Genomic DNA, 23,773 nt, shown 5'->3' with positions numbered 1-23,773 from the left:
CCCGGAGCCGTACTGGAGAGTGAGTCGTGAACGAACTGGTTTTCTTCATCAACAACGTGATCGTCGCCGGCAGCGTGTCCGGCTCGATCTACGCCATCGGCGCCATCGGCGTGACGCTGATCTTCAGCATCATGCGCTTCGCCCACTTCGCCCACGCCGACATGATGACCTTCGGCACCTTCATGGTACTGCTGCTGACGCTGGCTTTCCCTGGCGTGGGTGCAGTAGTGGGCCTGCCCACCCCCATCATCATGCTGCCGCTGGCCATCGTGCTTACCGCCCTGCTCGCGGTGGGCATCGACAAGACCTTCTACAAGCCGCTGCGCGCCCACGGGGTCAAGCCCATCGTCATGGTAATCGCCTCGCTCGGCGTGACCCTGATGCTGCAGGGGCTCATTCGCCTGTTCTCGGGAACCGGCGCCCAGAACCTCTACCTGGCCGGTGAGCGCAAGGAGATCTACCGCCTCGAGATGCCGTTCGAGTTGGCGTCCCGCCCCGTCATCGTCACCGAGCCGCAGATCATCCTGTTCGTGCTGACCATCGTCTGCGTGGTGGGGCTGCACCTGTTCCTCAACCGTACGCGGCTGGGCAAGGCCATGCGGGCGATGTCCGACAACCCCGACCTGGCGCGGGCCTCGGGCATCAACACCAATCACATCGTGGCGGTGACCTGGGTGATTGCCGGCGGGCTTGCCGCCATCGCCGGCACCCTGCTGGCGCTCGACGTCACCTTCAAGCCCGACCTGAGCTTCTTCCTACTGCTGCCGATCTTCGCCGCGGCCATCGTCGGCGGCGTGGGGCACCCTTACGGGGCCATCGCCGGGGGCTTCGTGGTCGGCTTCGCCGAGACGCTGGCGGTATTCAACTGGGCGGTATTGTTGCGCCCCTTCCGCGACAGCCTGCCCGAGTGGCTGGCCCAGGCCGGCAACCTCGCCTTCGTCGGCACCGAGTACAAGATCGTGGTGCCCTTCTTCATCCTGGTGGCGATCCTGGTGTGGCGCCCCACCGGCATCTTCAAGGGGAAGGTGATCTGATGAACACGCAACATACCGAACGTCGCGACGACGTCGTCGCCGCGCCGTCACGCTTCCCGCTACGTGAAGTCATCCTGTTCGGCGCCCTGCTGGCGATGATCCTGGGCGTTTACGCCATGATGGGCAGCGCCTACAGCACGCGCATGCTGGTGGAGGCGGCCTGCTACGCCATCCTGGCCCTGGGGCTGACCATCCAGTGGGGCTATGCCGGCCAGTTCAATGCCGGCGTGATGGGCTTCGTCGCCCTGGGCTCCTTCGCCACCATGTTCTTCAGCGTGCCAGTCAACGAGGCCTTCTGGGGCACCGAGCTACCCGGCGAACTGGGCCTGGCGCTGCTCTACGTGACCGCCGCGGTCTTGATCGTCTATGGTGCCACCAAGCTCGACCGCATCGGCGTGCCGAAGACGCTGCGCACCTTGATCGCCATCGTGCTGGCCGTGGCGCTCTACCTGACGGTAATCAGCGTGCTGCGCGAGGTCACCGGCGAGATCGAATCCCGCGCCGGCTTCATCGGCGGTCTGGGCCTGCCGGCCTGGAGCGGCTGGATCGTCGGTGGCGCACTGGCCGGCGTGATCGGCTACTTCATCGGTCATATCTGCCTGGGTCTGCGCAGCGACTACCTGGCCATCGCTACCCTCGGCATCGCCGAGATCATCAAGGCGTTTCTCAAGAACTCCGACTGGCTGACCCGCGGTACCGCCACCGTCTCGCCGCTGCCCTGGCCTACCCCCGGCCCAAGCGAACTGGGCTTCACCCTGGCCCGGGCGCTGTACCTCTCGCTCACGGCGGTAATGATCGCGGCGATCTTCTTCCTGCTCCACCGCGCCTACCATGCCCCCTGGGGCCGCATGATCCGCGCCATCCGCGACAACGAGATCTCCGCCGCGGCAATGGGCAAGGACATCAACAAGCGCCGCCTGGAGATCTTCGTGCTGGGCTGCATCCTGATGGGCATCGGCGGCGGCGCGTTGGCCTCGTTCAACAGTATCTTCGATCCGAACGGCTTCCTGCCGCTCAATCACACCTTCCTGGTGCTGGTGATGGTTATCCTGGGCGGGCCTGGCAACAACCTGGGCACCATCTTCGGCGCCGTGGCGGTCTACATCATCTGGCTGATGTCCGAGCCCCTGGCGCTGTTCCTGATGCACGGGGCCGCCGCCCTCGGCGAGGGCTGGTTCGGCTGGGAGCCGCCGGGCAACCTCGACAGCCGTGCACTGCAGGCCCGGGTATTCGTGATCGGTCTGCTGATCACCCTGGTGCTGCGCTTCGCGCCGCAGGGGTTGTTGCCCGAGAAAGTCAAACACCACGGTTAGAGAGGGCTGATTTTTGCCTTGCGACCCACAGGGATGTGGGAAGTGCGTTGGCCCGTAGGGAACGGGCCTAGCCCTGGCCTTCGCTCGACGACTTTTCGAAAGAAGCCTCATGAACATGAAAGGCCCCGGCGGGAATCCCCGCCGGGGCCATTGCACTTTCCGCTTCAGTTCAGGCCTGGATTAGTCCTGGATCAGGCCCTTGCCGACGAAGGAACCCCCTTCCACTGCCATTTCCAGTACCACGCCCGGCACGTCGCCGCTGTCGTCGAACTCGTGCCTGCCGGAGGCACCCTCGTAGTTGATCTCCTCGCCGGCCGCGATCAGCTCCACTGCCTTCTCCCACTCGCCGGGCAGGATCGTTTCACCGGGGGCAGAGGAAACGCTACGCAGCGCCTCGGAGAGGCCTTCTCGCTCGGCGTTGCCGTTCTGCTCGATGGCCAGCGCCAGCAGGAAGGCGGCGTCGTAGGCCTGGGCGGCGAACACCGCGCTGGGGTCGAAACCGGCCTCCTGGGCCGCCTGGTTGAAGATCTCGGTACCCGGCAGTTCGGGGCTGCCCGGGCGGGTAGCGATCATGCCCTCGAGGGCATCCGCACCCACCGCACCGACCAGCGAATCCCCCACCATGCCGTCGGCACCGGCGTACTGGGTGAATGCGCCACTCTCATAGGCCTGGCGCAGGATGGTCTGGCCAGAGCCATCGGCATAGGCGAGCACCACCAGGGTCTGGGCGCCGCTGGAAGAGAGCGAGCCCAGCTCGGAGCGGTAATCGGCACGACCGTCCTCATGCGCAAGATTCTCGGCCACCGTGCCACCGCCGTCCTCGAAGGCCGTAGTGAAGGCATCGGCCAGGCCCTGACCGTAATCGTTGTTGACGTAGGTTACCGCCACTTCGTCGAAGCCCTTCTCGAGCATCAGCTTGGCCAAGATCTGGCCCTGGTAGGCGTCAGACGGCACGGTACGGAACACCAGGTCGTTGTCGTCCAGCTCGGTCACCGCCGGCGCCGTAGAGGCCGGCGAGACCATCACCACGCCACCGGGAATCGCCGCACTGTTGGCCGCAGCCACGGTCGCGCCGGTACACAGCGCCCCGACGATGGCGGTGACGTTCTCGGTATTGACCATGCGGTCCGCCGCGTTGGACGCCGCCGAGGCATCGCTACAGGTGGTATCGGCATTGGGCATGGCCAGTTCCTGTCCGCCGAGGATGCCGCCCTGTTCGTTGATCTGGGCCACTGCCAATCGCGCGCCGTCGAAGATCGGCGGGGTCAGGCTTTCGATCGGGCCGGTGAAACCGCCGATGAAACCGATCTTGACCTCCGCTTGTGCCGCCGCAGCGAATGCCACACTGGAGGCCGCAACTGCCATCGCCAAAACACTCTTCTTCATTTGTTCTTCTCACTCTGATGATTGAGGTATGGGTGATCGAGGTGTGGTGATTTACGTCTGGTTACGAATGAACGACACCCCTTTAATCTGGAAGCCCCGACGGCAAAACACAAGCCCCCCATACCAACGTTTGATCCTGACGGCACAGCGCCAAGCCCTTATCAGCGATGGAAAACCCGACACGACGAGAGGCTGCACGTTCAACGCTGTCGGCCAGGCTTGCCAGCCATCACCTATACTGAAGCGCGCAATGCCCAATCACAGGAGCCCCGCATGTACCCTGTCTCCCCTGCCCTACTCAAGGAGATGCCATGACCCTGCCGGCGAGCCCCTTGTCCGTGACCGAACTCACGGGAAGCCATCACGAGGTCGGTGCGGAGCACGGCCGCATCCACCGCCACCTGATCAAGCGCGGCATCGAGGTGTACGGACAGCTGTTCCAGGATTTCGTGGGGATTCGCTGGGAAGACGCCCGCGACCGCGCCTGCCACTTCGAGGCCCAGATCGCGCAGGGCTTTCCTGAAATACTCGAGGAGATGAACGGCATCGCCTGGGGCGCGGATGTCGATTTCATCGACATCCTGACGCTCAACTGCCGCAGCGAGATCGCCCTGACACAGGCCAGCGGCGGCTGTTCGGCCTTCTCGCTGCAGCGCCACGGAACGCAATGGCTGGCGCAGAACTGGGACTGGCGCCACGATCAGCTCGACAACGTGGTCGCCCTGCACATCCGGGGCGATGGGCGCCCCGCCCTGGTGAGCATCGGCGAGGCCGGCATGGTCGGCAAGGTAGGCCTGAACGACCGCGGCATCGGCGTCTGCCTCAATGCCATTCGCTCACAGACCTGCGGCGTAGGCCTGCCGATCCACATTGCCCTGCGCAAGATTCTCGAGTGCGACGACATGCCGAGCGCGCTCGCCGTGGCCACTCACGACCGGGTCTGCTCGCCTGCCCACTTCCTGCTCGCCAGCGCTCAGCTCGGCAACGAGGGGGGCCAGGCCGTCGGCCTCGAGGTACAACCCGGCGAGCCGGGGCGCATCGAGCCGCGCAACGGTATCGTCACGCATACCAACCACCTCTACGCCGAGGACACCCCCTGCCCGGTGCAGGACTTTCCCCGCACCGACTCCCGGCCGCGCCTGTGTCGCCTCGATACGCTGCTGCATGACGAACTGCCGCCGGACGCCGACATCGACGAGGCCAGGTTGTTCGACATCCTCAGCGATCATCAGGGCACACCGCTGTCGATCTGCCGCCACTTCAACCCCGACCAGCCCGCCGAGGAGCGCATGGAAACCCTGTTCTCGGTGGTGATGAACCTCAGCGAACGGCGCCTGACCCTGCGCCACGGCAAGCCCTGCGAGAGCGACGACAGCCTGAGCATCAGCCTGAGCTGACACACACCACCCGCTCAGGGAGCCGGGTTAGTCGCGGGCAGTTCGCCTTTCAGATAGCGCTCGGAGACGAGCAGGAACGAACGCCGGAACAGATCGTGCCGGGCCTCTTCCCGATAGAGTTGAAGCAACTCCCACTCCTCCTGGGAGAGGCTGGTGTCCTGGCGCGGATACTCACGGGCCAGGCGCACCGAGCCCGGGGTGGCATCGCAGATCTGCAGGGGCGGGGTGACGCCGCGGATGGCGGTATGAGTGCGGTACGACATGGCGACCTCCGTTCGCTCAATTAATGATAACGATTATCATTAATTGAGATGAATCTAGATGGCCGGCTGACCTCTGTCAAATACCATGAAGAAAAATCGTTCTCGTTTCCGTGGCGGCTTGCTTGCGGCAGGCGAGAGTGGTACACAAGATAACGCATACCATTCTCATTAAACACGGAGACGAACCATGAAGAAACTGCTGCTGCCCACCCTGCTGTCCGGCCTGATGATCGCAGCCACCGCTCAAGCCAGCTCCCCCACCGAGCACTTCGAAGGCGAGCCTTCCGAGACCCTGAGCCAGGCGGTGGCCAACTTCTCCGAAACCAACCAGCAGCTGGCCGAGCTGCTTGCCCAGGAAGAACTCAGCATGGAGGACCTCGGCACCATTCACGAACTCTCCTACACGCTGGAGAATGCGCTGCAGAAGATCGATGCCGAGGTGGAGACCATGGCGGTCAACCTCGAAGAGGTTCACCTGGGCTCAGAAACCGGTGAATTCGAGCGCGTGCAAAACCACGGTAGCGACTACCTGGAAGCGGCCCAGACGCTGGTGCCCTGAGCTGATCTGGCTGGACCCGCCCCGCCGCGGCACCATGGCGCCGCGGTACGGTTATCCGGCCAGAGCCTCCTCCACCACGCCTCGCGCCTCGTCGCTCATGGGCAGCGTCAACGCCAGCTCATGGGCACGCGGCGACATCTTCTTCCAGGTCATCTGCACGATACGCACCAGGTGGTCGTGCTCCACCTGCTTGGAGAAGTCGGCGAAATAGTTCTCGAGGAACACCAGGCAAGCGCAGTCCTCCACCGCCTGCGTGCCCGGATCGCGGCCCAAGCCCTGCTTGCGAATCATGCGGGAGACCTCGGCGGCGTCCTGCGGCGAATACCCCGCCGCCTCCATCACCCGCGCCGTGGTCTCGCCGGCCCGCTTGCCCTGGTCGCGGCGCCAGGTGAGATAGCCCACGCGCCCTTCCGGGTAATCGTTGCGCGGCACCTCCCAGCGTTGCAGATGCTGCGAGCGCACCGCGATCTGCACCAGCTCGCCAGGCGCTTCCACCACCCGCTCCAGCCAGGCGCTCATGCGCCCCGCATGCCACAGCTCCAGGGGCAGGCTTTCACCTTCGACGTCGACCCGCCGCGGATCCTCGGCGTGCAAGGCATCGAGTTCGGCGATGGCACGCTGAAACGGTGTTTGATCTGGCATAGGAATGTCCTTGCAAGTCGTTATTGCCACAGCATACCGCATTCGGGCGCGACGCCGACAACACAACTCTTCTTGGCCTCCTCCAGGCAATCAACTTGTAACTCACTGAATTCCAACTAACTTAAGAGTATGCCTATCTAACCAAAAGAGGTATCGCCATGAGACGTAGCGTCCTGATCCCCCTTCTCGCCATGCTCACGATCGGCTTCGCCCACGCCGAGGAACAGGACCTCAGCGTCGATGCGGACGACGACATGATCGAGTCGGAACTCATGCAGGAGCTCGAACAGACCCAGGGTCAGGACATCGAGACCCTGCAGCAGGCCGTGGACGCCCTCGAGCTGCGCAACGATCTGCTCGACGTGCTGATGCAAAAGGAAACCCTCACCGACGGCGACCTGGCCATCATCCAGCAGCTTACCGAAGACATCGAGAACGCCCTGGTGAAGGTCGAGGAAGAGGTCGGCACCATGCGTGAGCGAGTGCGCGAAGTGCGCGCCAGCGCCGACAGCCAGGGGCAGGAAGGCATTCGCGAGAGCAGCAGGGAGTACCTGGACCGGGTCAGGACGCTGATGCAGTAAGGCTGGCCGGCACCCGGCAGGCACGCGGGGACCCGGCGGCCACGACCGCCGGGGCCGCGAGTTAGCGCACCAGCATGCGACCCAGCACGTCCTGCCCCTGGCGCCGATGCCACATCACCATCGCCACATGGCCCACGATCAGCGCCAGCAGAACCCAGCCCAGCACACCATGGAACAGGCTGCCCAGGGCCACCATCCACTCTATTTCGCCCTCGAAGCCTGGCATCAGCGGAATACCGAAGGGCTCGAAGGTGCGCCCCGAACCGTACTGACGCAGCAGCGCCAGCGACGGCACCAGCAGCATTAGGCCATACAGGGCCAGGTGCCCCAGGCGAGCCGCTGCATTCAGCGCAGCTGGCCGGCTTGCCCGGCTCACCAACGCCCAGCCCATCCGCAACACCACCAGCACTAGCAGCAGAAGGCCCGTCGGTTTGTGGGTTGCCCACAGCAGCTCATCCAGCGCCGTGTCGCTCATCAGCACCCGCACGCTCGTTGTCAGGAACTGCCAGACGAACAGCAGCGCCATGCCCCAGTGCAGATAACGGCTCACACGCCCGTAATGGGTAACCTCGACAGCGTTCATATCGGTTTCTCTCCTTGGCCACCAACGGCTTCGCTACGCTTGGTGCTCCAACCGTAGCGGCGGATTGAGGAAGCCGTGTGAACCCAGTGTGCATACCGATGCCCGGCGTTCTGCCTTGCGAGCCAAGCGCCTCGCTCGGCATGATAATAGCCCCCTTCCCCTGACCCGGAGCCTGCATGACCTTCTTCTCTCGCTTCAAGGAAGTGGCCTCGCCCACCATCGGCCTGGGCTGCATGAACCTCTCCCACGGCTACGGCAACCCGGTACCCGAGGCCGAAGCGCTACGCGCCCTGCATGAAGCCTTCGAGATGGGCTATCGACACTTCGACACCGCCACCCTCTACGGCGCCACGGCCAACGAACGGGTGGTCGGCAAGGCACTCGCCGACAGGCGCAGCGAGATTCTGCTGGCCAGCAAATGCGGCATGGCCATGGACCCTGCACTGGGCAAGAAGGTGATCGACGGGCGCCCCGAGACAATTCGCCGGCAGTGCGAGGAAAGCCTCGAACGCCTGCAAACCGACCATCTGGACCTCTACTACCTGCACCGGCTGGACCGCAACGTGCCCATCGAGGAGAGCGTCGGCGCGCTGGGACGGCTGGTGGAAGAGGGCAAGGTTCGCGCCATCGGACTCTCGGAAGTGTCTGCCGCCACCCTGCGCCGCGCCCGGGCCGAGCACCCCATCGCCGCGGTGCAGTCCGAATACTCGCTGTGGACCCGCAACCCCGAGATCGCCCTGATCGACGCCTGCCGCGAAGCCGACACGGCCCTGGTCGCCTTCAGCCCGCTGGGGCGCGGCTTCCTGGCCGGCGCCGTTACCGAGGCCACGCAACTCACGGAGAACGACGTGCGCCGCGGCATGCCGCGTTTCAGCACCGAGAACCTGTCGCACAACCTGCGCCAACTGGGAAAGCTACAGGCCATTGCCAGCGAACAGAACATGACCACCGGCCAGCTCGCCCTCGCCTGGCTCAAGGCCCAGGGCGACGACGTCATACCCATCCCCGGCAGCCGCTCCATCGCGCACATGCGCGAAAATCTCGCCGCCGAAGACCTGCGCCTGGATGCCGCCACCATTGAGCGGCTGAGCGCACTTCTGACACCGGACCAGGTAGCCGGCGCCCGCTACAGCGAAGCGCTACAGGCCGAGATCGATACGGAGGAGTTTGGGGGATAGGGGCGGCTCGCCATATTGGTTCCGCCACTCCATAGGTTTTTAGCTGCCTGTGTGCACACGCGCCGGCGCCTTGGTTGCTGGCTCATCTCCTTTTCCGAGCTGCCCATGCGGCAGCTCACGCCTGAACATTCCCGGCCTTGGTCTTGCTGTTTTCTGAGCTGCCTGGACATCGCTCAGCCCAACACCTTAACACCTGACAACCGTGGCCGGGCCCGCCGCTTTCGCTGACCGACTACCGTAGCCAAAGTGCAGCGCACTTATCTGACGAAAATATACAATTCTACTCCTCTCGCCGTCAGTAATGTTCTCCCTGCAACCCTCATCGTTGCCATCTACTAAGCCGCACCACGACAGCAATGGCTTTCCTTATCCACAACGACCGAGAGAAACAATATGAAAATGACTAAACCATTGGCAGTTTTACTTTTCTGCAGTGCCGGAGCCGCCATGGGAGCGGAAATAACCCCTCTCATGTCTGAAGCACTCGTTAGCTTGCCCGACTCTCCCCAAGTCAAGATGCTGACTGTGCAATACGAGCCCGGAGGCATGTCAGCACCACACCGTCATAATGCCCATGTTTTCGTTTATGTACTGAACGGAAAGGTAGAAATGCAGGTGGAGGGTGGTGATGTAGTTACGTTAGAAGCTGGACATACCTTTTATGAGTCACCTACGGACATTCATACTTTATCCAGAAATGCGAGCGATACCGAACCGGCAAAATTCCTGGTTTTTTTTGTCAAGGAGGCTGGTGCTGACACAACGATTCCACTCGATAACTCGGCTTCAATGCCAGCCGAGACAAGGTAATATCTGACATATGTAAGGCAGGAAAAGAGGGGGCGTATTTTTCCGAAATCCGACAGCCACGGAGCTTGAGCTGCGTAACCCGTGCGGGCCGCGACAGGTCGCCTTCAACCCACTAGGTCGCGGCATTCTTGACCAGCGCCGTAACGGATACCGCCCAGCTTGCAGAAAACGACGTGCGCCGCGGCTTGCCGCGCTTCAGCACCCTGAACCTGCCGCACAACCTGCGCGAACTGGAAAAGCTCCAGGCCATCGCCGGCAACCAGGGCGTGACTACTGGCCAACTCGCCCTCGCCTGGCTCAAGGCCCAGGGCGGCGACGTGATTCCCATCCCCGGCAGCCGCTTCATCGCGCACATGCGCAAAAACCTCGCCGCCGAAGACCCGCGCCTGGATGCCGCTACCCTCGAGCGGCTGAATGCGCTGCTGACACCGGACCAGGTAGCCGGCGCCCGCTACAGCGAAGCGCTGCAGGCCTAGATCGATACGGAGGAGTTTGGGGGTAGGGGTCACACCACCTCCGCCACCTCTTCAAACGCCAGCCTCGGCCCCCTTGGCCGCTGGCTCTCGGGGTCGCCCGTGCCGAGGTTGACCAGGAAGTTGCTCTTGTAGCGGCCGTCGGGGAAGAACTCCTCGTCGACCATGGCGTTGTCGAAGCCGCTCATGGGGCCGGCGTCGAGCCCCAGCATGCGGGCGGCGATGATGAGGTAGGCGCCCTGCAGGGTACCGTTGCGCCAAGCGGTATCGCTGGTCGTTTCCGGGTTCTCGGCAAAGCGTTCGCGGGCGTTGGGCGAGCTGGGAAACACCTTGGGCATGTGTTCGTAGAAGCGCGTATCGACGGCCATGATGACGGTGACCGGGGCTTCGTGGGCCTTGTCGCGGTTGGCTTCGGAGAGCGCCGGCAGCAGGCGCGACTTGCCCTCTTCGCTCATCACGAAGACGTAGCGAGCCGGCTGACTGTTCATCGAGGTCGGCCCCCACTTCAGCAGGTCGTAGAGCTGGCGCAGGGTGGCCTCGTCGACGGGCTCCGGCCGGAAGCCGTAGTGGGTCCGCGCTTGGCGGAAGACGGTGTCGAGCGCGGTGTCGTCAAGTGGCTGACGAGGCATGGAAATCTCCAGGTCGCGGTATTCTTAGACTCTACGCCTTTGCCGGTGGCCCGTCACGGCCGGCCGCCCCAACGCTAGCCGTTCAGCCACCCGATGCCGGCATTGAGGTAGCCCGCGAAGCTGACCCATGCCAGGTAGGGCGTAAGCAGCCAGGCGGCCACTGGCGAAACGCGGGCGAAGCGGCTGATCGTCAGCACGATGAGGCCCCACAGCAGCAGCAGGTCGGCCAGAGCGACGAAGATCCAATGCATGCCGAAGAACAAGATCGACCACAGCCCGTTGGCCGCAAGCTGGGCGACGAACGGCCACAGCACCGCGACGCGCTCGGCCGCCGGCACCCGCAGCGTGACCCGCCAAGCGGCCACGGCCATCATCAGGTAGAGCGTCGTCCAGGCCACCGGGAACAGCCAGTCGGGCGGGGTGAGCGGCGGCTTGTCGAGTTCGGCGTACCAGGCGCCGGGGGGCGTGAAGGCCCCGACCATCGCCACGAGGGCGACCAGCAGCAGCCAGCCGGACAGGATAGCCATCGAGTGGCGGGAGGCGACGGGGGCGCCAACCATGATCAACTCCTTGGTGTCTCGGTGCCGCCAGTGTGGGATGCCGCTTCGGCAAATGCTACTTTCATAAGGCATACCTTCATTGCCTGACAAGGAACTCCTCATGCCCCGCTGCCGTTTCCTGCCGTTCGTGTGCGCTGCCCTGATGCTCCTCGTCTCTCCCCTGGCCCTGGCGCAATCCAGCGAGCGCGAATACCAGGCCTACGAGGACGCCCTGGCCCGCGGCGAGAGCCAGGCCAACCTGTGGCGGTACGGCTGGGCCGGGGTCTATGCCACTTCATTGGCGTTCAATACCTATCAGGCCAGCGAGGCGGACGACCGCGACGACCGTTACGATGCCCGAGTAGGCGTGGTGAAGTCGGCACTGGCGTTGGCCGGCACGCTGATGGATCGCCAGCCGCACCCGGCCGCCTACCGCGAGCTGCGCGAAGGCGATGGCGATATCGAGAGCGCTCGCCGGTTGCTGCATGAAGTGGCCGAGGAGGAACGCCAACGCCGCAGCCTGGAGGCACGCCTGGGCTCGCTGGCGATCAATGCCGCATCCGGGTTGTTGATCGCCGTGGGTGACGGCCGCGAGCGTGACGGGGCGATCAACTTCGCGACCGGCATGCTGATCAGCGAGCTGCAGCTGCAGACCCAGCCGCGCCAGGCCTCAGTGGCCATCAATCGCTTCAAGCCGGCACGGGTGTCGCTGGGCGACATTCATCTCGAGGGCGAGTACGCCTTCCTGGTAAGCCCGAACCAGGTCGGCGTGGCGCTGCGCTACTGAGAGGTACGGCTTAGCGGTACGACGCAACGCGCCTGACACTGGCACTGGGAAGAGGCCGCTTGGCCTGGCAAGATTTGTTATGATATAACATATCTCACATCACGACCTGACACTTCGCCATGCTCGACTCACTGCTCTGGTGGCTCACGTCACCTTTCGACTATGTCTTCATGCGCCGCGCCCTGGCGGCCTGCCTGGCGCTCTCGCTCACGGCGCCGATTCTCGGCGTTCTGCTGTCGCTGCGTGGCATGAGCCTGATGGGCGAGGCGCTGTCGCACGCCATCATGCCGGGCGTTGCCATTGCCTTCATGCTGGCCGGCTTCTCCCTGCCATTGATGATGCTCGGAGGCGTGTTGGCGGGGTTGATCACCGTGTCGCTTGCCGGTGGCGTAACGCAGTTCAGCGGTCTCAAGGAGGACGCCGCCATGGCCAGCCTGTTCCTGATTGCCATGGCCGGCGGGGTGACCATCGTCAGCCTCTCGGGCAACGCCCTGGATCTCGGCCATATCCTGTTCGGCAGCATATTGGCGGTGGACGGCCGCACCTTGGGGCTGGTGGCGCTGGGCAGCAGCACCATCCTGGTCGGCTTGGCCATCTCCTTTCGCGCCTTGGTAGTCGAGTGCCTCGACCTGCTGTTCCTGACCCTGCAGGGGCGTCATGCCGGCTGGACGCACGCCCTGTTCATGGTCCTGGTGGTGGTCAGCCTGGTGATGGGGTTTCAAACGCTGGGCACGCTGATGGCGGCCGGGTTGATGCTGCTGCCCGCCGCGGCGGCGCGCTACTGGAGCCAGCGGCTCGAGGGCATGATCGCCATTGCCATCGGCATCGCCCTGGCTTCCAGCGTGACGGGGCTACTGGTTTCCTACCATGCTGGCCTGCCTTCCGGCCCTTCGATTATCCTGCTGGCGGGGCTGGGGTATTGCGTGTCGGTCGTACTGGGCCCTTACCGGGGGCTGAAAACGGGCTCCCTTCGGCCGAAGCGTGTCATGGCGTCGCGACATGCCGGGCAGTTACGCTGATGGTTCCCTTTTGCGATGAAACCAGGATACTGCGGCCCTTGGATCCGGTGATGGCCGTCACCACGTGTCTCACATGTCGCATTCACGACTCCCACTTTGCCGATCGACTTGTTATGTTATATCTTAATTGGTTTTGCGAGGGCCTCTGATGGCACACCGCACGCATCGGCATCGCCCTGAGGGGCCATGCCATTTTTCGTTGATGTCGCTCTCCGCTACGCGTCGCCTGCTGTTGGCCGCCGCACCGCTGGGCGTGCTCTGGCTCGCCGTCTCCTGGGCGGCAGGTTGGTGGGGCTGATGGCCGAGGCACAACCTTCTCGCCTGGAGCTTCACGACCTGCAGCTGGCCCAGGCCAACCGTACCGTGCTCGAACACGTCAGCGGGCGCTTTCGCGACGGTGCGATCACCGCCCTGGTCGGCGCCAACGGCGCCGGCAAGAGCACCCTGATCCAGGGCATCATGGGCATGCTGCGGCCGGTGAAAGGCGAAGTGCGCTGCACCGTACCCAAGGAGCGGCGCGCCTGGCTGCCCCAGCAGCTGGCACTCGATCTCACCTTCCCCATGAGCGTGGAAGAACTGGTGATGACCGGCAGCTGGCCGAGCCACGGCGCGCTCACCGGCTACTGCGCGCGCCATTACCGGCGCGGCCGCGAGGTGATGGCGCGCCTGGGCATCTCGCACCTGGCCCACCGCCCGCTGGGCGAGCTTTCCGGCGGCCAGCGCCAGCGCGCGCTGATCGGCCGCACCCTGATGCAGGAAGCCGAACTGCTACTGCTCGACGAGCCCTTCGCCAACGTCGATGCGGAAACCGTCGAGGTGCTGATGACGGTACTGCGCGACATGGCCGCCGAAGGCGCCACCATCATCGTGGTACTGCACGACATGGAGCAGTTGGCTCGCCTGGCCGAAGAGGTCGTGGTGCTGGCGGGTGGCCATGCCCGCTGGACCACCGCCCAGGCCATCGTCCAGAGCCACCCCAGCGCCGTCGATACGGCACGTTTCGCACTGGGCATCCCGGGGGTCGACGCATGATGGAGCTGCTTCACGAGTGGCTGGTCGCCCCCTTCGACTACGGTTTCATGCGCCGCGCGGCGGTGGCCGGTCTGGCCCTGTCGCTGGCGGCCCCGCCCATGGGCGTCTTCCTGATGCTGCGCGGCATGAGCCTGATCGGCGATGCCATGGCCCATGCCATTCTGCCCGGCGTGGCGCTGGGCTTTTTGCTGGCGGGCTTTTCGCTGCCGATCATGAGCCTGGGTGGCGTGCTGTCGGGGCTGCTGATCGCGGTACTGGCGGGTAGCGTGTCGCAGATGACCGGTCATCGGGAGGACTCGGCCATGGCCAGCTTCTTCCTGATTTCGCTGGCGGCGGGCGTCATGCTGGTCTCGCTGGGAGGCAGCAGCGTCGACCTGACCCATGTGCTGTTCGGCTCGATCCTGGCGGTGAACTCCACCGCGCTGCTGCTGATCGCGTCGATCAGCAGCGTGATCGTGATCACCCTGGCGCTGATCTTCCGCGCCCTGGTGGTGGAGTGCCTCGACCCGCTGTTCCTGCGCGGCCAGGGCATGCAGGGCAGCCTGGTGCATGGCGTCTTCCTCGGCCTGGTGGTGCTCAACCTCACCGCCGGCTTCCAGACCCTGGGCACCTTGATGGCCGTGGGGCTGATGATGCTACCGGCCACCACGGCGCGCTTCTGGAGCAAGCGCCTGGAGGGTCTGATCACCATTGCCGTCCTGCTGGCTGCTTTCGCCAGCCTCGGCGGCCTGCTGCTCTCGTACCATCTCAGCGTGCCTTCGGGGCCGGCGATCATCCTGCTGGCGGGTGTGGGCTACGTGCTCTCCGCCCTGCTCGGCCGTTACCACAGCCTGAGGGCGAAGCTGCAGCGTCATGCCATACCGCTCGGCGCGCCCGAATCTCACTGAACTTGCACCACACCACTCGCCATTCGAGGAGACTTGCCATGCGACACCTCACATCCGCCACGCTGATGCTGGGCGCTTCGGCCATGCTGGCGCTGCCCGCCGCCATGGCCGCCGAACGCGTTCAGGTCGTCACCAGCTTCAGCATTCTGGCCGATATGGCGCAGAACGTGGGCGGTGAACACGTGGAGGTCACCTCGCTGGTCGGTCCCGACAGCGACACGCATGTCTTCTCCCCTAGCCCGCGTGATGCGCGCTCGCTGGCCGAAGCCGACCTGGTGGTGTTCAACGGCCTGCAGTTCGAAGGCTGGATGGAGCGGCTGGTCGAGTCCAGCGACTACAGCGGCCCGCTGGTCACGGCCAGCGACGGCATCGACACGCTCGACTACCATGGGCACGACCATGCGCATGCCCACGGTCACGACGACCATGAGGATGACCACGACGATCACGGGCACGACGATCACGGCCATGACGAGGCGACGGCCCACGACGATCATGCCCATGGCGACGACGACCCGCACGGCTGGCAGGACCTGGCCATGGGCAAGGTCTATATCGGCAATATCCGCGATGGCCTGATCGAGGCGGACCCGGACAACGAAGCCGCCTACCGCGAGAACGCCGAGCGCTACATCAACGAGCTGGAAGCCACCGATGCCGAGATCCGCGAGCTGCTGGGCGAGATTCCGGATTCCACCAGCGTGATCACCGGCCACGACTCCTTCGGCTATTTCTCCAGTGCCTACGGCATTCGCTTCCTCTCGCCGGTGGGGCTCTCCACCGAGGCCGAACCCAGCGCCGCCGACATGGCTGAGCTGATCGACGTTATCCGCGAGCAGGACGTACGCGCCCTGTTCCACGAGAACATGACCAGCCCGGCAGTGATCAATCAGCTCGCCGAGGAGACCGGCCTGCCCATCGCCGGCACGCTGTATGCCGATGCCCTCGCTGCCGAAGGCGAAGCCAGCACCTACCTGGGCATGATGCGCCACAACGCCCAGGTACTGCACGACGCCCTGGCCGAAGCGGGCCATGACGATCATGATCATGATGATCATGGTCACGACCACGACGATCATGGCCATGACGAGCATGACCACGACGATCACGGTCACGATCACTAAACAAGGAACGGCATGAGCCAAGCAGCGCCTCGGTTATCTTCCCGGTAATCGAGGCGCTGCTCGTTTGTGGCCTTGGAAGCGCGGCAACACCGCAACTTTAGTCGTGCTCGAAGAGCCCGGCGTCATCCCGACACCCGCCTGACACCTTTCTGCCCCGCCTAGCGATAACCCTTTGGACATCGGCCTTCGAGGCAATGCGTATTGGTGGGTCATGGCGTGCCCGTCTACGGTTGCGGCTGTGCCGCAATGGCCGCGTTGTTGCAATAACAACTGATACAACAAACAGGGAGGATGACGCATGCACGACGACCCTCAGCAAGCACCCGAAGCGACGAAACCCTTTCCCCACCTTTCCCGGCGCACCTTTCTCGGGGCGGCGGCGGCCGCAAGCGCGTCGGCAGTGCTCAAGCCCGGGCAGCTATTCGCCCAGCAGCGACCCTGGGACGGCTCCCTCGTGCCTTACCCCGACCCTGCCATCGAGGTTCTCGATGAGCGTTTCGGCGCCTACCGCCTGGCCAATGCGGCGGTCGAACGCCTGGCCACCGGCTTTCGCTGGGCTGAGGGGCCGGTCTATTTCGGCGACGGTGGCTTTCTCGTCTGGAGCGACATCCCCAACAACCGCCAGATGCGCTGGCTCGAGGACACCGGCGAGGTAAGCGTCTATCGCGAACCGTCCCACAATTCCAATGGCAACACGCGGGATCGCGAGGGGCGGCTGCTGACCTGCGAGCATGACACCCGCCGGGTGACCCGTACCGAGCACGACGGCACCGTCACGGTGCTGGCCGAGACATTCGAGGGCAAGCCGCTTAATGCCCCCAATGACGTCATCGTGCATCCCGATGGCGGCATCTGGTTCACCGATCCGGGCTACGGCATCCTGATGCACTACGAGGGCCATATCGCCGACTTCGAGCTACCTGAAGCCGTCTATCGCATCGATCCTGGCAGCGGTCGGCTGCAGAAGATGGCCGAGGTCGCCAAGCCCAACGGCATCGCCTTCTCGCCCGACTACTCCCGCCTCTACGTGTCCGATACCGGAGGCACCCACACCCCTGGGCATCCTCACCAGATCCTGATGTGGGACGTCGTCGACGACGGCACGCGCCTGGCCAACGAGCGTCAGTTCGCCGAGGTCGGCCCGGGGTTCATCGACGGCATGGCCGCGGACATGGATGGCAACCTCTGGTGTGGCGCCGTCTTCGGCGGACTATTCGATGCCGAGGACCACGACGGCGTGCATGTCTACGCCGACGACGGCACTCTCATCGGCAAGATCCACCTGCCGGAACCCTGCGCCAACGTCTGCTTCGGCGGCCCCAAGCGCAACCGCCTGTTCATGACCGCCAGCCAGTCGCTCTATGCCGTCTACGTCGAGGCCCAGGGGGTGGCGGTCTGGGCCGGCAATGGCTAAGCCAGCGCCACTTTCTCCCCCTACCATGATCGAGTGCACAGGGTGTGATATCGCCGCACTTGTGGACATCTCACACCCTTTGCACAAAAGTTCACCAAACAGTGCACAGCGTTATCCACAGCCACAATAGCGAACATGGATCCTACGCGATGTCGCTCGCATCGCAAGGCGATCCATGGACGAGGCCTTAGCCAGGGGAGGAATCGCGGGGGAGTCGTGGCGGGTCAGAGTCTCAGGCCGCCGTCGCACTCGATGATTCGTCCGGTGAAGTAGTCGTTATCGAATATGAACGCCACGCTCTGGGCGATATTGTCAGCCTCGCCCAGACGCTTCAGCGGTATGCCGGCGGCCACCTTCTCTACCATATCGGGGCGCATGGCGGCCGTCATGGGCGTCTCGATGAAGCCCGGCGCCACCGTGCCCGTGCGAATGCCGTACCGGGCCAGCTCCTTGCCCCAGGTCACCGTGAGCGCATGCACGCCCGCCTTGGCGGCCGCGTAGTTGCTCTGGCCCATGTTGCCTGCGCGGGAGATGCTCGAGACGTTGACGATCACCCCACCGTGCCTCGCTTCGACCATATGCGTCGCCGCTTCGCGGCCGCACAGGAAGACGCCGGTCAGGTTCACGTCGATCACTCGTTTCCAGGCTTCGAACGACATCCGCTTGGTGACCACGTCATCTTCCGCCTTGATCAACAGGGCGTCGTCGGTGATGCCGGCATTGCTGATGCAGCCTGCTACCGGCCCCAGCCGCTGGGCGATCTCAGCAAACGTTTCGACCACTGAGGACTCGTCGGCAACGTCCAGCGGAAAGGCATGCGCCGTGATACCCTGCGCCGCCAGCGAAGAGACCGCCTCGTCCAGGGCTTCCGCACTCCTGTCCAGCAGGGCGACGCTTGCACCCTGGTTGCCGAGGCGCTGCGCCATGGCATAGCCGAGCCCGCGGGCACCACCCGTGATCGCAATGACTTTATCGTTGATTTTCATGTGCTTCGTCGTCCTGTCGTTTCGTTAGAAGCCGACCTTGTCGGCGCCTTTCAGCTGCAGCATTTCGCGAGCCTCGTCGGGGGTCGCGATCTGCAAGGAGAGCCCTTCCAGAATCTTGCGTACCTTGGCCACCTGGCTGGCATTGCTCTCGGCCAGCTTGCCCGGCGCGAGCCACAGCGAATCCTCCAGGCCGACTCGCACATGGCCACCCATGGCGGCGGACTGGGCGGCAATCCGCATCTGATGGCTGCCCGCCCCTAGAACGGACCACTCGTAGTCGCTCCCGAACAGGCGATTGGCGGTGCGTCGCATGTGCAGCACGTCTTCCGCATGGGGGCCGATACCGCCGAGGATGCCGAACACGCTCTGCACGAACACCCGACCGTCGATGAAACCGCGGTCCATGAGATTGCGCAGGTTGTAGAGGTGACCGATGTCGTAGCATTCGCACTCGAAGCGAGTGCCGCTCTCGGCGCCCAGCGTCATGGTCTTCTCGATGTCGGCAAAGGTGTTCTTGAACACCAGATCGCGACTCTTCTCGAGGTGTTCCACTTCCCACTCGTGCTGGAAGCTGTCATAGCGCTTGAGCATGGGGAAAAGACCAAAGTTGATCGAGCCCATGTTCAGCGAAGCGAGCTCTGGCTTGAATTCGATGGCCGGCCGCATGCGCTCCTCCACGCTCATGTGCGGGCTGCCGCCGGTGGTGAGGTTGACGACGGCGTCGGTGGCACTCTTGATGCGCGGCAGAATCCGCTCGAAGACCGCCGGGTCCTGGGTGGGCTTGCCGTTGTGCGGATCGCGCGCATGTAGGTGGAGTATGGCGGCACCGGCCTCGGCGGCAGCAATACCTGCCTCGGCGATCTCCTCGGGGGTAACCGGCAGGTGCGGTGACATGGAAGGGGTGTGGATCGCGCCGGTCAGGGCGCAGGTGATGATGACCTTGCGTTGTGATGCCATGGATTATCTCTCCAGCTATGTCAGGTCCAGAGGCATTCGGCAGTACCGATAGGCCATCGGGAGCGTTGTCATAAGGCACAGGCAAGCCATCTGGCACCGGAAATCCCGGCGCCAGCATTCAAGCGCTACCTGAAAGTGTCGATTACAGGGATACGACGTTGGCGCAGACGCTCAATGCTTGGCCCGAGATGTTGGCGCCGGCGGGGGCGGACAGGAACAGCGCCATGGCAGCGATATCCGTAGGCTCGACCATGCGCTTCATGGACACCCCGGAGAGGTACTCCTTCTCCATCTCGGCGTAGCTGAGCCCACACTTGGCGGCCCGCTCCTCGATGACCCGCTCGATACGCGGCCCGCGAACGATACCCGGCAGGATGGCGTTGACCCGGACCCCCTCGGTGCCAAGCTCGGAGGCCAGGCTCTTGGTCAGGCCGACAATGGCCCACTTGCTGGCCGCATAGGGCGTACGGTAAGCGAGGCCCAGGCGACCGGCCACCGAAGACATGTTGATCAATACACCCTGGCTCTCGCGCAACAGCGGAACGGCCCGATGGGCGACCCGGTACTGGCCGTTGAGGTTGATGTCGATAGTTCGGGTCCAGGCCTCCTCGTCGATCTCCTCGATGCCGGCGGTTGGCCCGGCAATACCGGCATTGTTGATCACCACGTCGAGCCCACCCAGGGCTGCGGCGTCCTGGAACAGCCTGTCGACGTCGGCTTCCTGGCTGACGTCGGCCGCGGTGTAGCTTATCTCCTCGGGCAGCGCGGCCAGCGCCTGGGTATCGATATCGCAGACGTGCACCCGGGCACCAGCTTCGAGGAAGGCCTGGGCCATGACCAAACCGATGCCGTTGCCGCCGGCGGTGATTAGCACCCTGAGGCCATGGCGAGGAATCAAGCTATCGATGACTTTCATTGTGGTTTCTCCATTGAATCTCAGGACCAATCTGATTAGCTGTCCACCAACAAGGAAGGCAGGCCGGTAATCAACATCGGGAAGAACGCCATCAGCACGCAGGCCAGCACGATCAGCGCGCAGAAGGGGATGACGGCGCGGTAGAGATCCAGCGTCTCGACTCCCGGCGGGGCCACGCCCTTCAGGTAGAACAGCGCGTAGCCGAACGGTGGCGTGAGGAAGGAGGTCTGCAGCACCACGGCAACCATCACCACGAACCACAGGATGTCGACGCCCATGCTTTCGACGATCGGCAGCATGATCGGGAAGCTGAGCAGCACGATGCCGGTCCAGTCGAGGAACATGCCGAGGATGAAGACCAGGAACAGCATCAGGATCAGGGCTCCGGTGGTACCGCCGGGCATGGCCATGACCACCTCGTGAATGACCTGCATGCCGCCGCCGCGAGAAAAGACGCCGGTGAAGGCCGTGGCGCCGACCAGCACCAACATGACCATGGTGGTGGTCTTGCTGGCCTCGATCAGGGTGCGGTAGCAGGTGGCGGCCTTGCGGTCGCCAAAGATCAGGAACAGCACGAAGGCGATGAAGACGCCGATGGCCGAGGCCTCGGTGGCGGTGGCGATACCGGCAAACAGCGATCCCAGCACGCCGAGGATCAGCGCCATCGGCGGCAGCACGTACTTCAGCAGCATGCCCACCAGCTCACCGGTGGAGACGTCGGCGCGCTCCTCGGCCGGTACCGGCGGTCCGTAGCTGGGCTTGAAGTAGCAGATCACCAGCACGTAGAGCGCATACATCACCCCGAGCATCACGCCCGGCACCAGGGCACCGGCGAACAGCGCGCCGACCGAGACCGGCGAATAGCTGGCCATCAGGATCAGCATGATGCTCGGCGGGATCAGGATGCCCAGGCAGCCGCTGGCCATGATCACGCCGGTACTGAGCTCCTTGTTGTAGGAGTACTTCAGCATCGGCACCAGCGCGATCATGCCCATCACCGCGATGGAGGCACCGACAATGCCGGTGGTGGCCGCCAGCAGCACCGAGACGATGACCACGGTCAGCGCCAGGCCGCCGCGCAGGTTGGCGAGCAAAAGGCGCATCGACTCGAACATCTTCTCGGTCACGCCGGAGTCGTTGAGGAAGCGCGCCATCAGCACGAACAGCGGGATGGCCACCAGGACGTAATTGTCCATGGCGTTGCCGTAGATGTTGTTGATCAGCGTACCGGTTACCTTGATGCCGGGGCCGAACAGCGCACCGAGCACCGCCACACCGCCCAGCACGAAGGCCAGCGGATGGCCCATGAACAGCCCGATGAGCAGACCGCCGAACATGAACAGGGTGAGCATTTCGGGGCTCATGCGGGCTCCTCCTGGTTAAGTTCCCGAACGGCACGGATGACGATGGCGATGGCCTGCAGCAGGATCAGCGCCGCGGCGACCACGATCACGCCCTTCACCGGATAGACTGGGATGGCGATCATGCCGTAGGTGGTCTCGCTGCGACTGAAGGAGCGCTCGAAGAAGTTCCAGCCGTAGGTGAGCAGCATCCAGATAAATGGAATAAAGAAGATCAGGTAACCGAGGATATCGATGAGGGCTCGCTTGCGCCGCGAGAGCAGGCGCTTGATGACGTCCACCTCGACATGCGCATGATGGCGCAGGCCGTAGGCGGCCATCAGCATGAAATGGGCGCCGAACAGCATCTTGGTGACATCGAAGGCCCAGTCGCTGGGGCGCCCGATGAACAGGCGCATGGCGATGTCGTAGAGCACCACCAGGGTAATGACGGCGAGCAGAGGCGCAATGACCCGCCCGGAGCCCTCGTTGAGCGTGTCGATCACCTTGGCAATCGCATTCATGGATCAAGTCTCCGGCCTCAGGGCTGAAACGCCCCGGCCAGGCGCCGGGGCGACGTGAGGAGTGCCTTACAGGCAGGCTTCGATGGCTTCGAGGTCGGGCAGGTTGTCGAAGCTGCGGCTCATGTTGTAGGGCACGGAAACATCACGCCAGTTGGCGTAGTGCTGTAGGTAGCTGACCATGGAGTGGTAGACCTTGGCGTGATCAGGATGCTCGCAGGCGCCACGAACGATCACCTCGTTCGTGATTTCCTGAATACGCGCCATGTCCTCTTCGCCGTAGGTGGATATCTCCACACCGGCTTCCTGGAACTTGACCGTGCCCTCGGTCGACTGGCGCTCGGACCAGGCGAGCGACCAGGCCAGGGTGGCATCGGCAGCGATTCTCAGCTTCTCCTGGGTCTCTTCCGAGAGCGCGTCCCAGGCATCCTTGTTGATCATTACGCCGAACACCGTGGCTGATTGATGCCATCCCGGTGTCGCCCAGTAATCCGCGACTTCAGCCAAACCAACACTATAATCAATGCCCGGAGCAGAGAACTCAGCAGCATCAACCACTCCACGCTCGATGGCCTGATAGACCTCGCCACCGGCAAGCGTTACCTGAGAGTCGCCCAGCTCCTCGAGCACACGCCCTTGGTCACGGCCAGCAATACGCAGGCGCTTGCCATCCAGGTCGGCCAGGCTCTTGATAGGAGTACGACCCATGAAACCGGATTCGTTATTCAATACTCCATAAGGAAGGTAAACCAAGCCAAATTGTCCGTAGATCTCCTGATAGAGTTCCCGGCCGCCCCATTGCTGGATCCAGTTGAAGTAATCCATGGCGTTGAACAGGCTGGGGGTGGAAGCCAACGGCGAGAAGGCGGGATTAAGTCCGGACCAATAGCCGGGCCAATCACCAGAAGCCTCGATGCTGCCGGTCTCGGTGGCGTCGAACACTTCGGTGCCTGGCATGAGTGTACCGCCAGCGAAGAATTCTATTTGCAGTTCCTCACCGGCCAACTTATTAACCAATTCGACCCAGTGCAGATCGATCTTTACTGCATCGATGCTGTCTGGCCAAGTGGAGGTCATGGTCCAGCTTTGCTGGGCTTGAGCGCTAGCACCAAGGGAAGTGAGGATAGCAAGGCTGGCGGAGATAATAGCGTGCTGAGGTTTCATGTTGTTTTCCTTCGGAATTCAGCCAAGGCTGATTTTTTGAGAAATCCAATAGTTATTTTTTTACATTCCTCCTTGGCATATATGCACAAGAAGGCGCCCGTTAACGAGCAGCGACAACACCTCCCACGTCAAGGCGCTTCGGCAAGTCCCTTTTGCATGGCTAGGGAGCCATATTGTCTTGGGCTACTCTACAAAGGTATTCTAGGGTAACGGAAGGTCGTAAACGGTCTTCATGAGGT

General features: G+C 63.6%; 27 protein-coding genes. 15 read left to right on the top strand and 12 right to left on the bottom strand.

Features of this window, described 5'->3' with window-relative positions:
* Nucleotides 1–26: 26 nt before the first annotated feature.
* Together HNO53_RS01590 and HNO53_RS01585 are read left to right on the top strand one after the other, a co-directional pair.
* Entirely contained in the window at nucleotides 27–1,034 is a 1,008-nt protein-coding gene (locus HNO53_RS01590) for a branched-chain amino acid ABC transporter permease (RefSeq protein WP_209475686.1), read from the top strand.
* On the top strand, nucleotides 1,034–2,347 hold the full coding sequence (locus HNO53_RS01585) for a branched-chain amino acid ABC transporter permease (RefSeq protein ID WP_209475684.1): 1,314 nt from the start codon (nucleotides 1,034–1,036) through the stop codon (nucleotides 2,345–2,347). The genes HNO53_RS01590 and HNO53_RS01585 overlap by 1 nt, the downstream gene beginning before the upstream one ends.
* Before the next feature lie 180 nt (nucleotides 2,348–2,527).
* On the opposite strand, the gene HNO53_RS01580 is transcribed toward HNO53_RS01585, so the two are convergent.
* A complete protein-coding gene (locus tag HNO53_RS01580; RefSeq protein WP_242597514.1) occupies nucleotides 2,528–3,712 on the bottom strand; it encodes an ABC transporter substrate-binding protein in 1,185 nt (394 codons plus the stop codon).
* A gap of 332 nt (nucleotides 3,713–4,044) precedes the next feature.
* Here HNO53_RS01580 and HNO53_RS01575 point away from each other — a divergent pair, with 332 nt between their 5' ends.
* The gene (locus tag HNO53_RS01575) at nucleotides 4,045–5,130 is read left to right on the top strand and encodes a C45 family autoproteolytic acyltransferase/hydrolase (RefSeq protein WP_209475681.1); all 1,086 of its coding nucleotides are present in this window, start codon (nucleotides 4,045–4,047) and stop codon (nucleotides 5,128–5,130) included.
* Nucleotides 5,131–5,144: 14 nt separating this feature from the next.
* On the opposite strand, the gene HNO53_RS01570 is transcribed toward HNO53_RS01575, so the two are convergent.
* Complete coding sequence (locus tag HNO53_RS01570; RefSeq protein WP_209475679.1) at nucleotides 5,145–5,393, bottom strand: hypothetical protein; 249 nt, start codon at nucleotides 5,391–5,393, stop codon at nucleotides 5,145–5,147.
* 187 nt (nucleotides 5,394–5,580) lie between these two features.
* On the opposite strand from HNO53_RS01570, the gene HNO53_RS01565 reads away from it, so the two are divergent.
* On the top strand, nucleotides 5,581–5,952 hold the full coding sequence (locus tag HNO53_RS01565) for a DUF6746 family protein (RefSeq protein WP_209475677.1): 372 nt from the start codon (nucleotides 5,581–5,583) through the stop codon (nucleotides 5,950–5,952).
* A gap of 51 nt (nucleotides 5,953–6,003) precedes the next feature.
* On the opposite strand, the gene HNO53_RS01560 is transcribed toward HNO53_RS01565, so the two are convergent.
* Nucleotides 6,004–6,594 carry a DUF4202 domain-containing protein gene (locus tag HNO53_RS01560; protein ID WP_209475675.1) on the bottom strand — a complete coding sequence of 197 codons (591 nt, stop codon included), beginning with the start codon at nucleotides 6,592–6,594 and terminating at the stop codon, nucleotides 6,004–6,006.
* Nucleotides 6,595–6,752: 158 nt separating this feature from the next.
* Between HNO53_RS01560 and HNO53_RS01555 the strand changes: the two genes are divergently transcribed.
* Nucleotides 6,753–7,175 carry a DUF6746 family protein gene (locus tag HNO53_RS01555; protein WP_209475673.1) on the top strand — a complete coding sequence of 141 codons (423 nt, stop codon included), beginning with the start codon at nucleotides 6,753–6,755 and terminating at the stop codon, nucleotides 7,173–7,175.
* A gap of 61 nt (nucleotides 7,176–7,236) precedes the next feature.
* On the opposite strand, the gene HNO53_RS01550 is transcribed toward HNO53_RS01555, so the two are convergent.
* On the bottom strand, nucleotides 7,237–7,758 hold the full coding sequence (locus HNO53_RS01550) for a cytochrome b (RefSeq protein WP_209475671.1): 522 nt from the start codon (nucleotides 7,756–7,758) through the stop codon (nucleotides 7,237–7,239).
* Between the two features lie 176 nt (nucleotides 7,759–7,934).
* Between HNO53_RS01550 and HNO53_RS01545 the strand changes: the two genes are divergently transcribed.
* The 3 genes from HNO53_RS01545 to HNO53_RS01535 all read left to right on the top strand — a co-directional run bounded on the left by HNO53_RS01545 (nucleotide 7,935) and on the right by HNO53_RS01535 (nucleotide 10,222).
* A complete protein-coding gene (locus HNO53_RS01545) occupies nucleotides 7,935–8,936 on the top strand; it encodes an aldo/keto reductase (RefSeq protein ID WP_242597513.1) in 1,002 nt (333 codons plus the stop codon).
* Between the two features lie 393 nt (nucleotides 8,937–9,329).
* Nucleotides 9,330–9,746, top strand: a complete 417-nt coding sequence (locus HNO53_RS01540) for a cupin domain-containing protein (RefSeq protein WP_209475669.1) — start codon at nucleotides 9,330–9,332, stop codon at nucleotides 9,744–9,746.
* Between the two features lie 128 nt (nucleotides 9,747–9,874).
* A complete protein-coding gene (locus HNO53_RS01535; RefSeq protein ID WP_338034797.1) occupies nucleotides 9,875–10,222 on the top strand; it encodes an aldo/keto reductase in 348 nt (115 codons plus the stop codon).
* Nucleotides 10,223–10,251: 29 nt separating this feature from the next.
* Here the strand turns inward: HNO53_RS01535 and HNO53_RS01530 are convergent, their stop codons facing one another.
* Both HNO53_RS01530 and HNO53_RS01525 read right to left on the bottom strand, forming a co-directional pair.
* Nucleotides 10,252–10,848, bottom strand: a complete 597-nt coding sequence (locus HNO53_RS01530) for a malonic semialdehyde reductase (RefSeq protein ID WP_209475667.1) — start codon at nucleotides 10,846–10,848, stop codon at nucleotides 10,252–10,254.
* A 74-nt stretch (nucleotides 10,849–10,922) separates the two neighbouring features.
* Nucleotides 10,923–11,408: a TspO/MBR family protein gene (locus tag HNO53_RS01525; RefSeq protein WP_209475665.1), complete on the bottom strand. Its 486-nt coding sequence runs from the start codon at nucleotides 11,406–11,408 to the stop codon at nucleotides 10,923–10,925.
* Between the two features lie 100 nt (nucleotides 11,409–11,508).
* Here HNO53_RS01525 and HNO53_RS01520 point away from each other — a divergent pair, with 100 nt between their 5' ends.
* The 7 genes from HNO53_RS01520 (at nucleotide 11,509) to HNO53_RS01490 (ending at nucleotide 17,650) form a co-directional block, all read left to right on the top strand.
* Nucleotides 11,509–12,174: a hypothetical protein gene (locus HNO53_RS01520; protein WP_209475663.1), complete on the top strand. Its 666-nt coding sequence runs from the start codon at nucleotides 11,509–11,511 to the stop codon at nucleotides 12,172–12,174.
* Nucleotides 12,175–12,293: 119 nt separating this feature from the next.
* Nucleotides 12,294–13,193 (top strand): metal ABC transporter permease, encoded by a 900-nt coding sequence (locus tag HNO53_RS01515; RefSeq protein ID WP_209475661.1) that lies wholly within the window; start codon nucleotides 12,294–12,296, stop codon nucleotides 13,191–13,193.
* A gap of 148 nt (nucleotides 13,194–13,341) precedes the next feature.
* Entirely contained in the window at nucleotides 13,342–13,491 is a 150-nt protein-coding gene (locus HNO53_RS01510; RefSeq protein WP_162832591.1) for a hypothetical protein, read from the top strand.
* Nucleotides 13,491–14,225, top strand: a complete 735-nt coding sequence (locus tag HNO53_RS01505; protein WP_209475659.1) for a metal ABC transporter ATP-binding protein — start codon at nucleotides 13,491–13,493, stop codon at nucleotides 14,223–14,225. Before HNO53_RS01510 ends, HNO53_RS01505 begins: the two co-directional genes overlap by 1 nt.
* Nucleotides 14,222–15,112, top strand: coding sequence for a metal ABC transporter permease (locus tag HNO53_RS01500; protein ID WP_209475657.1), 891 nt, complete (start codon nucleotides 14,222–14,224; stop codon nucleotides 15,110–15,112). Before HNO53_RS01505 ends, HNO53_RS01500 begins: the two co-directional genes overlap by 4 nt.
* A gap of 38 nt (nucleotides 15,113–15,150) precedes the next feature.
* Nucleotides 15,151–16,236 carry a metal ABC transporter solute-binding protein, Zn/Mn family gene (locus HNO53_RS01495; RefSeq protein ID WP_209475655.1) on the top strand — a complete coding sequence of 362 codons (1,086 nt, stop codon included), beginning with the start codon at nucleotides 15,151–15,153 and terminating at the stop codon, nucleotides 16,234–16,236.
* Nucleotides 16,237–16,534: 298 nt separating this feature from the next.
* Nucleotides 16,535–17,650: an SMP-30/gluconolactonase/LRE family protein gene (locus tag HNO53_RS01490; RefSeq protein WP_209475653.1), complete on the top strand. Its 1,116-nt coding sequence runs from the start codon at nucleotides 16,535–16,537 to the stop codon at nucleotides 17,648–17,650.
* A 224-nt stretch (nucleotides 17,651–17,874) separates the two neighbouring features.
* On the opposite strand, the gene HNO53_RS01485 is transcribed toward HNO53_RS01490, so the two are convergent.
* From HNO53_RS01485 to dctP, 6 genes are all read right to left on the bottom strand, one after another.
* The gene (locus HNO53_RS01485; RefSeq protein WP_209475652.1) at nucleotides 17,875–18,636 is read right to left on the bottom strand and encodes an SDR family NAD(P)-dependent oxidoreductase; all 762 of its coding nucleotides are present in this window, start codon (nucleotides 18,634–18,636) and stop codon (nucleotides 17,875–17,877) included.
* Between the two features lie 24 nt (nucleotides 18,637–18,660).
* Nucleotides 18,661–19,593 carry a 3,5-dioxohexanoate:acetyl-CoA acetone transferase gene (gene kce / locus HNO53_RS01480; RefSeq protein ID WP_209475650.1) on the bottom strand — a complete coding sequence of 311 codons (933 nt, stop codon included), beginning with the start codon at nucleotides 19,591–19,593 and terminating at the stop codon, nucleotides 18,661–18,663.
* Nucleotides 19,594–19,735: 142 nt separating this feature from the next.
* Nucleotides 19,736–20,509, bottom strand: a complete 774-nt coding sequence (locus HNO53_RS01475; protein ID WP_209475648.1) for an SDR family oxidoreductase — start codon at nucleotides 20,507–20,509, stop codon at nucleotides 19,736–19,738.
* 35 nt (nucleotides 20,510–20,544) lie between these two features.
* Nucleotides 20,545–21,873, bottom strand: a complete 1,329-nt coding sequence (locus HNO53_RS01470; protein ID WP_209475646.1) for a TRAP transporter large permease — start codon at nucleotides 21,871–21,873, stop codon at nucleotides 20,545–20,547.
* Nucleotides 21,870–22,373 carry a TRAP transporter small permease subunit gene (locus HNO53_RS01465; RefSeq protein WP_209475644.1) on the bottom strand — a complete coding sequence of 168 codons (504 nt, stop codon included), beginning with the start codon at nucleotides 22,371–22,373 and terminating at the stop codon, nucleotides 21,870–21,872. The genes HNO53_RS01470 and HNO53_RS01465 overlap by 4 nt, the downstream gene beginning before the upstream one ends.
* A gap of 66 nt (nucleotides 22,374–22,439) precedes the next feature.
* The gene (gene dctP / locus HNO53_RS01460; RefSeq protein ID WP_209475643.1) at nucleotides 22,440–23,534 is read right to left on the bottom strand and encodes a TRAP transporter substrate-binding protein DctP; all 1,095 of its coding nucleotides are present in this window, start codon (nucleotides 23,532–23,534) and stop codon (nucleotides 22,440–22,442) included.
* Between the last annotated feature and the right edge of the window lie 239 nt (nucleotides 23,535–23,773).

It is taken from the genome of Billgrantia antri (assembly GCF_017868935.1).
GTDB classification, from domain to species: domain Bacteria; phylum Pseudomonadota; class Gammaproteobacteria; order Pseudomonadales; family Halomonadaceae; genus Halomonas; species Halomonas antri.
Note: the sequence above shows the minus strand (reverse complement) of the source record. Positions and strands in the feature narration are given on the sequence as shown.